Annotated in this window: 9 protein-coding genes and 1 pseudogene; 9 read left to right on the forward strand and 1 reads right to left on the reverse strand. The window is 47.4% G+C overall.

Features of this window, described 5'->3' with window-relative positions; translation table 11 throughout:
- Positions 1-12: 12 nt before the first annotated feature.
- The 7 genes from MJO46_RS13095 to MJO46_RS13125 all read left to right on the forward strand — a co-directional run bounded on the left by MJO46_RS13095 (position 13) and on the right by MJO46_RS13125 (position 8,378).
- Complete coding sequence (locus MJO46_RS13095; protein ID WP_253989668.1) at positions 13-384, forward strand: GntR family transcriptional regulator; 372 nt, start codon at positions 13-15, stop codon at positions 382-384.
- 52 nt (positions 385-436) lie between these two features.
- Positions 437-1,300: an ABC transporter ATP-binding protein gene (locus MJO46_RS13100; RefSeq protein WP_253989669.1), complete on the forward strand. Its 864-nt coding sequence runs from the start codon at positions 437-439 to the stop codon at positions 1,298-1,300.
- Positions 1,297-2,610 carry an ABC transporter permease gene (locus tag MJO46_RS13105; protein ID WP_253989670.1) on the forward strand — a complete coding sequence of 438 codons (1,314 nt, stop codon included), beginning with the start codon at positions 1,297-1,299 and terminating at the stop codon, positions 2,608-2,610. The genes MJO46_RS13100 and MJO46_RS13105 overlap by 4 nt, the downstream gene beginning before the upstream one ends.
- 128 nt (positions 2,611-2,738) lie before the next feature.
- Positions 2,739-4,544 carry a long-chain fatty acid--CoA ligase gene (locus tag MJO46_RS13110; protein WP_253989671.1) on the forward strand — a complete coding sequence of 602 codons (1,806 nt, stop codon included), beginning with the start codon at positions 2,739-2,741 and terminating at the stop codon, positions 4,542-4,544.
- A gap of 140 nt (positions 4,545-4,684) precedes the next feature.
- Positions 4,685-7,180, forward strand: coding sequence for a hypothetical protein (locus MJO46_RS13115; RefSeq protein ID WP_253989672.1), 2,496 nt, complete (start codon positions 4,685-4,687; stop codon positions 7,178-7,180).
- A gap of 114 nt (positions 7,181-7,294) precedes the next feature.
- Positions 7,295-7,705 carry a thioesterase family protein gene (locus MJO46_RS13120; protein WP_253989673.1) on the forward strand — a complete coding sequence of 137 codons (411 nt, stop codon included), beginning with the start codon at positions 7,295-7,297 and terminating at the stop codon, positions 7,703-7,705.
- Between the two features lie 124 nt (positions 7,706-7,829).
- Positions 7,830-8,378: an HPP family protein gene (locus MJO46_RS13125; protein ID WP_253989674.1), complete on the forward strand. Its 549-nt coding sequence runs from the start codon at positions 7,830-7,832 to the stop codon at positions 8,376-8,378.
- On the opposite strand, the pseudogene MJO46_RS13130 reads toward MJO46_RS13125, so the two are convergent.
- Positions 8,375-8,488 (reverse strand): annotated as a pseudogene (locus tag MJO46_RS13130) (N-acetyltransferase); the annotation flags it as partial. The gene MJO46_RS13125 and the pseudogene MJO46_RS13130 overlap by 4 nt on opposite strands.
- 312 nt (positions 8,489-8,800) lie before the next feature.
- Here MJO46_RS13130 and MJO46_RS13135 point away from each other — a divergent pair.
- Positions 8,801-10,096 carry a hypothetical protein gene (locus MJO46_RS13135; RefSeq protein ID WP_253989675.1) on the forward strand — a complete coding sequence of 432 codons (1,296 nt, stop codon included), beginning with the start codon at positions 8,801-8,803 and terminating at the stop codon, positions 10,094-10,096.
- A gap of 212 nt (positions 10,097-10,308) precedes the next feature.
- Complete coding sequence (locus MJO46_RS13140) at positions 10,309-10,512, forward strand: hypothetical protein (protein WP_253989676.1); 204 nt, start codon at positions 10,309-10,311, stop codon at positions 10,510-10,512.
- The last annotated feature ends 108 nt before the right edge of the window (positions 10,513-10,620 follow it).

Genomic DNA, 10,620 nt, shown 5'->3' on the forward strand with positions numbered 1-10,620 from the left:
GTGTAAAGGCTAATGTTAGAACTTTTAAATGTCAACCCCAGTAGTGGTGAACCCATTTATAAACAATTACACGAGCAAGTCGTGCGCTTAATTGTGGGTGGCCAACTGCAGGTGGAAGATGTGTTGCCCTCTGTGCGCCAGATTGCCGAGCATCTCGCGGTCAATCCCATGACAGTCTCCCGTGCGATTCAGCAGCTTGTCGACCAAGGTTGGCTCGAACGCCGCCGTGGGCAAGCGACTCGTGTTGCACTGCGAACCGAGGCGATGACATCGGGCGTGAGCCTGCTCGAACCCCAGCTCGATGCGTTGTTGTCACAGGCTAAACAGTTAGGCGTTAGCCAAGTTGAGTTGCTGAAGTTGATCAACGACCGCTGGCAAGATTAGCGAGCAACGCTAAGTAACATATCGATAAATAGCATAAAAAGGATGACATTCGATGGACCAAGCCCATAACCCAATACTTGAATTTAACCGAGTGAGTAAAGTCTTTCGCGGCAAAGGCGCGGGTGAAAAGTGGGCGCTTAAGGATTTATCGTTAACGCTGACGGCGGGCATGGTCGTCGGGCTGCTAGGGCAAAATGGTGCGGGTAAATCGACCCTAATGCGCTGCGCCTTGGGCATTTTGGCGCCGGATGCTGGCAGTATTACTACCTTAGGCGAACCACCCGAAAATCTAACCTCACAACTGAAGGAACGTATTGGCTATGTTTCTCAGCAACCCTTTGGTTATGAAGGTTTTACCATTGAACGCGCCCTCGATTTACACCGCAGTTTTTACCCCGATTGGGACAGGCAATTAGAGCAGGATTGGCTAGTACGGTTTGAGTTAGAGGTGACCCAACAGGTGCAAAGATTATCTGTTGGTCAAAGGCAATCCTTAGCCTTGATTATGGCGATGGCCTATCGGCCAGCGCTATTGATCCTCGATGAGCCCGTCGCCAGTCTCGACCCCATAGTGCGGCGCAAATTTATGGTCGATTTGTTCGATCTCGCCCTAGAATCCGGCTCTGCCGTGTTGTTTTCATCCCATATCACCTCAGATCTCGAGCGGGTTGCCAGCCATGTGGCATTGATCAAACAGGGCGAGTTAGTGCTGTTTAAGGAAATCGATGCCCTGCGGGAACAAGTGCGCTTACTCACGCTCATCCCCGAAACGGTATTGCCCGAGTCGATCACTGTGCTGAGCCGTGTGGGTGATTCAGTGCTGGTGGATTTAGGTGAGCACGGCGCGCCAATAGCGGGCGTGGTAAAGAATGAAGCCTTAAATCTTGAGCAACTGTTTATGGAGCTACACAGATGAGTGCGCCTGAGCTTAACCTTGTGCCCGCCGCGACAACAAACAGGGCGCAACAGAGGTTAAACCCTTTTAGGGGCATGCTGCGTCTTTGGTGCTTTGATATCGGCAGTGTGAGCTTTTTAGGTGTGGGGTTACTGGGAGTGATCCTAGCTTGTCTTGCCGCGGTCAATGGTAAAAACGACAGTGCTGAATTGTTGTTTTCTATGGGAATAGTCTCAAGTTCGGCGGCGGTAGCCTGGCAACTTATACGTTTGATGGCGAGCGAATGTTCCCAGTTAATTCCCCATTATCGTCGCCATATTTACATTCAAAGTATCACTGTTTTAGCCAGCGTGGTTGCTATAGGCGTGTTGTGCTGTTTGGCTTTGGGGTTAACCTCTAGCCTAGCCAGTTTAGTCTTGGCTTTGGTGATGAGTTTTGCCTTTATTTGGCTTTGTTTACTCAGCACTCAGTGGTTTTACGCGTCGTTTTTACTGTTTGTGTTAGTGCCATTTATCTCCTTGATGACGGCCCATATTCCCCTGTGGTTTAGCGTGATTGCGCTGATGGTGTTAGGAGGGGTGATCATTCGAGTCTGCCGCGCTTTACCTTGGCGATCGGAGGCGAGAACGGTTTATCTCAACGGCCTCGAAATGGGCTGGTTTTGGCTGCCCAATCTGCAATCTATGCGTATCTTGAGTCGCTTCGAGCGATATCTGCATCCAACCAATTTTTTTATCGGCCCTATGCTGACAGCTTTACTGCTGCTCTTGCCCGTAGCCTGTTTAACGCTTGGGGTGTTATCGCATCAATTCCATTGGAATATCCCAGTGCTACTTTTGTTGGCACAGTTCAGCGTGATCATGTGTTCTATGGTGCATTGGAGCCGAGTGCAGCGTTCACGCTCTACCGAAACCCTATTATTGATGCCAGGGTTTGATGGTCGAACAGGACTCATTGCGGCATTTTGCCGTGGACAACAACGACTGCTGAATGTGGTGGTCGGCATTATGTTGGCTTGTACTCTGCTGCTGGGTTGGCTCGATGGGGAGCTGAATATGCAGTTAGTCGGTCATCTGGTGCTCAGCACTTACTGGGCCTGCGCCCTGATATTCGGTTTTGGCTGTATGTGCCGCCGAGTTTGGCATGTGACTCTTACTATGATGATAGTCGCGGCGCATTCCCTGTGGGTGTCTATTAGCCTTGCATCTTTACGGGATGGCGGCAATTTAGATGATTGGTTTATTTGGGATTTTGTATTAATGCTGCTGGGGAATCTAGTGCTGATTTGGGGCAAGAAAACCCTCTGGAAAGGTGATGTTATTCACGGTTGAAACGGACTTTTTAGCGTGATTTGGGCGACATTTGCATAACATTAGAGCAAAAACTCTTAGTTTTTATTTAGTCATCGGGTAGAATGCTGCAAAAGCGGTACACTTGTAAGCTAAAAGGTGAGTCTCTTATGTCTCTCGAACAATATCATGTAATTCGACTCTTACAGCAGCAGAGTCAGTCCCTAAAGGATGCAATAGCGCTGGAAGGTTTTGAAATGGCTGCACCTTGGCATAGGGTCAGCTGGCAAGCATTCGATCAGATCAGCAGCAAGATTGCACAGCTGTTGATTGAGTTTGGCGTACAAGTGCAAGACCGTTGCGTCATCCTAGCGCAAAATTGCCCCCAGTGGACTTGTGCCGATATAGGTACGCTTAAGAGTCGCGCCATTGTGGTGCCGATTTATCCCACTAGCACCCTAGAGCAGGCGAGCTTTATCGTGAATGATGCCGCGGCGAAGGTGATTTTTGTCGACGACGCTAAGCAATACGCTATGGCCTGCGAACTGCAAAAGTTGTGTCCTAGCCTAGAGCAGATCATCGTATTCGATGCGAGTGTGACTCTGGTTGCCGATAATGCTGAGCGTCATTGGCATTTAGACGCGCTGTTAGCGGGCACGGCTAAAGAGATCCAGCAAGAAGCTGAGCTTAATCAGCGTTTACAAGCAGCCAATCTCGATGATTTACTGACCTTAATTTATACCTCAGGCACCACGGGCGATCCTAAGGGCGTGATGCTGGATTACCGCAATATGGCGTCAACCGTGCGTCAACATGATCAAAAACTGGCCTTCAGTACGGGCGATGTGTCCTTGGCTTTTTTACCACTGAGTCATGTGTTTGAGCGGGGTTGGAGTTTCTATGTGCTGTGCCGTGGTGGACATAACGTCTACCTGCAAAACACCCAAAGAGTGAAAGAGGCTATCAGTGCCGTGCGTCCACATACTTTGTGCGTGGTGCCGCGTTTCCTCGAAAAAGTGTATAGCGCAGTGCAAGACAAAGTGGCTAAGTCCAGTGACGGTCGTAAAAAGCTGTTTGCTTGGGCGATGCGTGTGGGTGAACGTCAGTTCGAGGTGGGTCAGGGCCGCGCTAAGGGTGGTTTATGGCTGTCGCTGCAATGGCAACTTGCCAATAAACTCGTCTACAGCAAGTTGCAAGCTGTGCTCGGTGGGCGTTTGAAGTTTATGCCCTGCGGTGGTGCGGCGTTAGACGTTAATGTGGGCGCCTTCTTCCACGGGATTGGTATTCCGGTACTTTGCGGTTACGGCATGACCGAAACCAACGCGACAGTGACCTGCAATACCTTAGATAATCGGGTGCCTGGCTCGAATGGTCAGCCATTATTGGAAACCGAAATCAAGCTTGGTAAAGATGATGAGATCTTAGTCCGTGGTGCGACTGTGATGCGCGGTTATTACAATCGCCCAGAAGACACCGCCGCCGCCTTTGAGGACGGCTGGTTAAAAACCGGCGATGCGGGGCGGATTGACGCTAATGGTAATTTATTTATTACCGATCGTATTAAAGAATTGATGAAAACCTCCAACGGTAAGTATATCGCGCCTCAAAGGGTCGAAGGCACAGTGGGCCGTTGTCCTTTTATTGAGCAAGTGGCGATTATTGCCGATGCCCGCAACTATGTGACCGCCTTGATCGTACCCGCGTTTGAGTCACTGGAGGCGTGGGCGAAGGAGAAAGGCCTTAAATACGAGTCACCTTTAGAACTGCTGCGCCATAGCCATGTGGTGGAACATTTTGAGCAACGTTTAAAGCAGTTGCAGTATGAGTTGGCAGGGTTTGAGCAAATTAAAAAGTTCACCCTACTGCCAGAAGCCTTCTCAATGGAAGCGGGATTAATCACCCCAACGCTAAAACTGCGCCGTAAGATGATTTACCATAAATACGCCCATGAAATTAATGCTATGTATAATAATTAATTGTTAAATTTTTGATCTTAAAAGGCCGCCATCGCGGCCTTTTTTGTCTCTACTACTTCCTGAAGTGCTTGTCTTGGCTTAAAATTTGCGCGCTTGCTGGTGCGCACGAGGCGCAAGGTGTCGGTATAAAGGATAGTTAAATGGAACTTTCGATTCGTAATTTATGCGCTGCTGTGAAGTTGGCGTTGTTGTCTTCTTTTGTCGTCATGCCTGCGGCTATCGCGGCAGATTACGACAAAATCGTCCACGGCCCCGTGGATTTGCCTAATGGCCAATGGCTAGATTTCTACCAAAAAGATCATCAAGTATGGAGCGAAATGCTCTATGGTGATGCGCCCGGTGTGCGTATCGATGATTATGGTCCTGCAGAAATCGTGGCGGTTTTTTATCTCGACTTTGATAAAGGCGGCACCAAAGAAGTGATCGTCATGCTCAAGGATGCCGATGGTCAGCATCTGCGTGGCTATGGTTTTGAGGGGGAGGAGCTCACAAAACTCCCCCGTCTACAGGCCGTGCTCGATGAAGTGGCGCCCACTTTAACCTCGTTTACCGTGGGTAACGTCCGTAAAGTGTTGAGCCAAATTCCACCGCAACAATATCGTATGACCTATGATGTTGATGCGATTGAAGATCCCGCCATTAAAGCGATTGTCGATGGCTCAACTAAGCTCAAGCCGACCTTAGTGGGTTATCGTAATTCCGAAGGTTCACCCGTCGATGTGAAGACCGCAGTCGAATATAAATTGCGTTATCCACTCACCCGTAAAGATAAAGATGCCCAAGGCAATGAGCGCCAATATAGCCTAGTGACCACCTTTGATCGCAGTGGCTACAGCGAAGAAGATGGTAGTTTTGTATTGGTGAGCGTGGCCTTTGAGGCCGATGATTTTGATTGGCTTAAAAGCGGTGGTGCCGCGATCCCTAAAACAGGTCCATCCTACGATTTTATGAGTATGGGCATGGGTAGCACTTGGGCAGGGCTTGCCAGTGAAAGTCATTATGCCCAAGGTGTGCTCGATGGCCCCTATGCCGCCTACGATGGCCGCAATGGTAGCGTGATTTACTCTGGTCACTACAAACAAGGCAAAAAAGTCGGTAAGTGGATGGAAGCCGACAGCCGTGAAACCTATTGGGAAGGCGAGTACCTCGACGGTAAAAAGCAAGGTAAATGGATCGCACATTCGGTGTTCGATGAGGCCGATAACTTTGGTTTTGCCCACTACAATCAGGATGTGCTCGACGGTCCAACTGAAATCTATACGCTAGATTACGATTCCAGCACCGAAGGTGCGAAGAAGCTGTCTGAAAAAGGTATTTATCGCAATGGCGTGAAAGATGGCGAGTGGCTTGAGTCCGATGGCAGCAAAGGCCAATACCAAAAGGGCGTTAAACAAGGCCCTTGGACGGAAAAGGTCACCCAGGGGGATTATCGCTTTCAAACCGGTGAAGGCAACTACCTCGATGGAAAACGCTCAGGCCCTTGGGTATATATCCGAACGCCAGATGCCAACGATGCTTTTACCACTAAGCAATCAGTGACTTACCTCTACAAGACCGAAGTCAACTATGAGAACGGCCTACGTCAAGGTGAGGCTAAGTTATTCAATAAAGATAATTTTATGTTCTCCCTTAAACATTATGATAAGGGCAGACTCCACGGTGAAAGTTTATGGTATTCGGGCCCAAATGCCGTCAGCAATGTAGCTAACTATCGTCAAGGCGAGTTAGATGGTCCACAAATGTGGCTCGAGCCTAACGGCGATCTGAATGAGTTGAGTCAGTATAAGTTCAATGACGCCGTAAAACTTAAACCCTCGCAGGATGAATGCATGATGCGAAAAGAGCCCTACGCAGGCGATTGTGAGGGGGTGTTAAACACAAACAATGCCGAGACTAGCTCGATTAAAGATGGTGAGCAGCGAGTGTATCGCAGCGGCCGACTATCCGAATTAAGCTATTACACTAATGGGTCAGTCGATAAAGAATATCGATTCGATTCCAACGGTCGCTTAACGTCCCTCCAGACCTATAAAGCGGGTAAGGAATATGGCCCAAGCATCCGCTATTCCACCGACGGCGGCTATTCACTCGCCCAATATGGTCATCTTATCAATAACCGTCTCTCTGGCCCCCATTACACTTTCTATCCTAACGGCCAGTTAAAGAGTTTGTGGAACTATTGCCAGCAAGAAGGGGAAATGTGGAACGGTGAACCTTATTTCTGGGATAACGCCATTGCACGCTGCGGTATCCAGCGGGAATATTTTGATAATGGTGCCGTGAGTTGTATCGAGGATCTCGACAGCAATTATGCCGTGGATAAAGTCTGTTATGACCAGAATGGCAAGTTAGCCAGCGAAATGCTGCGCATCGATGAGCAACATGTAGTCCATAAACGCTATATCAACGGGGTGATCTATCAGGAAGAACCTGGGTTCTCGGATTTTTCCCATGTGACTAAGGGGCGCAAAATCTATCACTTAGAAAACCCTAAAAGCCATGGGGTGTTTAAGTCCTACGACAGCAGTGGCAAGCTCAAATACGAAACAATCTATGATATGGGTAAGGCTGGCTGTATGAAAAAGTACGATGCTAACGGTAAGCAAACCGCAGAAACCGCAAGCTGCCAGTTCTAGATTCTAGGTGCTAGAATCCGTTTCGCTTAGGATAATGGATGAGTTTGGTGGTTTGGGTTAATTGCGATAATCACCACGCTCTTCCATTCATAAAATAATAAAAAGGAAGTTTGCATGTCAGCCACCGAATACAGCCTAGAAATTCAGCCAAGATTTACCGAAATAGATGGTCTAGGACACATTAACAACACAGTGATCCCCGTATGGTGCGAGACCGCTCGCGCGCCGATTTTCGAGATTTTTAATCCAGAACTGGATTTACACCAATGGAATCTTATCGTTGCGGGTTTTACCGTGGCATTTATCGCCCCAACTTACTACGGCAAGAGTGTGACGATAAAAACCTATGTGAGCCGCATCGGCAATAGCAGCTTCGAGCTGACCCAAAGCTGTTGGCAAGCGGGCAATAAGACCGCAGAAGTGAAAACCACACTCGTGCATTACGACTACCGCTGCGAAAAAAGCCGCCCAATTCCCGAAGATATCCGCGAAATACTCGCTAATTTAAGTGGTGAAAGCGCTTAATCTGCGCACTCTAGGTCAGCGCAATTGCAATTGCGCGGCTAAAGCGTTAATTTGTCGGCCCGCTCTAACTGTGATGCAGATCACTTAAGCTGCATCATTTTATTTTTATCGGCTCGGATTAACCATGAGATTCTATTTTACCCGCATGCGCTCGAAGAATATTTGTCCACCAAGACAACCACTTAAAAAGATTGTGTGGTCATGGATTGGGGCTTTCTGTGGCATCTATTTAGTTGCCAGCCTAGCGACTTATATGAATGCCAATTTTATGGGGACCATGTTTGTCATCGGCTCTTTTGGCGCTTCGGCTGTACTGGTGTACGGGGCACCGCTGGCTGAGTTTTCTCAACCCAGAAACTTGATTGGTGGCAGTGTGTTATCGGCTTTAATTGGGGTCGCCATTTACCAAATATTCGCCGATTATATGGTACTTGCCTGTGCCTTAGCCGTATCTCTATCTATCGCATTAATGTACCTGACTCGTACCCTTCATCCCCCCGGTGGTGCAACGGCATTGATCGCCGTGATTGGTGGTGAAAATGTGCATCAACTCGGCTTCCTCTACGCCCTAATGCCAGTATTTTTAGGTTCAGTCTTGCTTCTGCTGGTCGCGTTGGTGGTCAATAACCTCTCCACCGATCCCAAGCGTCACTACCCTGTTTATTGGATTTAGTTCTTCAAAAACTTCTGCACATACCAGCAACTGGCTTGGATAGTGAGATCTTGGCTTTTAGCCCACTTTAGGCCATGGCGAACTACATCGAAGTTCCCCTCAGAGCGTAAACCCTATACCTAGGATTAAGCACTCGCATTCCTGTGACTCGCAGCAAGTACGTCCGTGTATGCTCGAACGTGGCATCCATGCCACGGACGGTCACATCCATGCGGGTGCTTAATCCAGTTTGGCCCTGTGAGTGTCTGTAGCAACTTGAAGTCTAAATTTGACAATGTGCCTTATTAATCAGTTTTGACTATAAGGTGGTTGTTGGATTTTGTAATTGATTGTTCGCAAAGCTTAAATTGAAAGGGTAATGTAGCTCTATCAGTTATTTTATTGAATCCAGGTTAAGCACTATGTCTCTATTTGGGGTGAAAATGAAAACAAGCCATGTTCCGCTGAAACGGACTTTCTCGCTGGTTGCTCATGATGCCGTATCGGAAGACGACAACTTTAAAGTGTTTTTTGGCTTCGAGAAGCCAAAAGACTGGTCTGATTTAGAGTCGGAATATCGAGTCGTCATTCTGGCTGATGCGGGCGCAGGTAAAACTTTCGAGATGCGTACACAAGCCAAATATGCGATTGAGCAAGGTCGTGCAGCATTTTTTATTCGTATTGAAGATATAGACGTTAATTTTGAAGATGCTTTTGAAGTTGGCACGGCATCGCAATTTGGATTGTGGCTGGAGTCTTCGGAAGATGCTTGGTTTTTCCTTGATTCAGTGGATGAAGCTCGTTTGGATGATCCGAGAACTTTTGAAAAGGCAATAAAGCGTTTTTCACAAAAGATAAACAAGGCTGGTCATCGAGCACATGTCTATATTTCTAGTCGACCCTATGCTTGGCGTTTTCAAGCCGATAAAAAAATTGTTGAAGATTTGCTGCCTTTTGCTTCATCACAACAAAAAGAATCATTTGAGGAGAGAGAAAATGATTCCGTTATTGGCGAAGAGGTGGCAGATGGCCCCCTTCATGTTTATCAACTTAGGCCATTAGACTTGGATGCTATACGGCAGTTTGCCGAATATAGATCTACACCTAACGTTGATAAATTAATTGCAGATATCAAACGCACAAACCTCCTAAGTATTGCAGAAAGGCCTTTTGACCTAGAAGGTTTGCTTGAGAAATGGAAAGACGATGGCAAACTTGGCAGCAGGCTTGAGTCATTACAGCACAATATCGTACTACGTCTTAAAGAAGTTAATCTTGATCGTAAACAGCAACAACCGCTAAATAGTGTGAAAGCGCGTGAGGGAGCTAAAATTTTGGCTGCGGCAGTTACCTTGACTGGCGAAGCTGGAATTTTCGTACCTGATCAAACCCATGAAAAAGTGGGTATTGATGCCGAGAGTGTGCTGCATGGTTGGAATTCAAATGATGTAAAAGCATTGCTTGAACGTGGCTTATTTAATGACATTATTTACGGCGCTGTACGTTTTCGTCATCGAGAGATAAGAGAGCTTCTTACTGCCGAGTGGTTTCATTCTTTAATTGAAACAGGGAATTCACGATGCGCAGTTGAGTCATTGATCTTCAAAGATCAATATGGTGAGCAAGTTGTTACCCCTAGATTAAGACCTATTCTGCCTTGGCTTATTTTATTCGATCCACCTATTCGTAAAAAGCTCTTACTCTTCATCCCGAAATTGCTGTCGAAGGTGGTGATATAGCTCGCCTACCGCTTAATGAAAGGAAAAGGATTCTTGTCGATATTGTTAGGCGAATCGTTGCTGATGAGGATGGTCGCTCTGCTAGAGACAACAGTGCTATTGCGCGAATTGCTCAGCCAGATCTGTCTGATGAGGTTAGGCAGCTTATCATCGAATATGAAAATAACGACGATGCGATTTTCTTTCTGGGTAGGCTTGTTTGGCAAGGCAATATGAAGGCATGTGTTGAGGATTTTATGCCTATCGCGATAGCACCAGAAAGGGGGAAATATGCTCGGATTGCCTCGGTAAGAGCGATTTCAACAACGGGTACAGTTGAGCAAAAAATGACACTGTGGAAAGCGTTAAATGAGGTGCCTGCTGAACTTCCGCGAGAACTGTTGGCTGAATTGTTAAATGAATTAGTCTCGACTTGATCTGACACATCGCCTTGAAAAGGTGAGAGTTACCAGTTTTGATTGTGGGTGTCGAATCCTTAATCAAAACCAAGGAGGTAACTCTCATGCTCCATAGTAACAATCCAA

Origin of the sequence: Shewanella sp. KJ2020 (assembly GCF_024197625.1) — a bacterium.
Taxonomy (GTDB): domain Bacteria; phylum Pseudomonadota; class Gammaproteobacteria; order Enterobacterales; family Shewanellaceae; genus Shewanella.

Excerpts from the sequence above, each read along its gene's own strand:
- MJO46_RS13100 (WP_253989669.1), top strand. The coding sequence starts at position 437 with ATGGACCAAGCCCATAACCCAATACTTGAATTTAACCGAGTGAGTAAA.
- MJO46_RS13115 (WP_253989672.1), top strand. The coding sequence starts at position 4,685 with ATGGAACTTTCGATTCGTAATTTATGCGCTGCTGTGAAGTTGGCGTTG.
- MJO46_RS13120 (WP_253989673.1), top strand. The coding sequence starts at position 7,295 with ATGTCAGCCACCGAATACAGCCTAGAAATTCAGCCAAGATTTACCGAA.
- MJO46_RS13105 (WP_253989670.1), top strand. The coding sequence starts at position 1,297 with ATGAGTGCGCCTGAGCTTAACCTTGTGCCCGCCGCGACAACAAACAGG.
- MJO46_RS13135 (WP_253989675.1), top strand. The coding sequence starts at position 8,801 with ATGAAAACAAGCCATGTTCCGCTGAAACGGACTTTCTCGCTGGTTGCT.
- MJO46_RS13140 (WP_253989676.1), top strand. The coding sequence starts at position 10,309 with ATGAAGGCATGTGTTGAGGATTTTATGCCTATCGCGATAGCACCAGAA.
- MJO46_RS13095 (WP_253989668.1), top strand. The coding sequence starts at position 13 with ATGTTAGAACTTTTAAATGTCAACCCCAGTAGTGGTGAACCCATTTAT.
- MJO46_RS13110 (WP_253989671.1), top strand. The coding sequence starts at position 2,739 with ATGTCTCTCGAACAATATCATGTAATTCGACTCTTACAGCAGCAGAGT.
- MJO46_RS13125 (WP_253989674.1), top strand. The coding sequence starts at position 7,830 with ATGAGATTCTATTTTACCCGCATGCGCTCGAAGAATATTTGTCCACCA.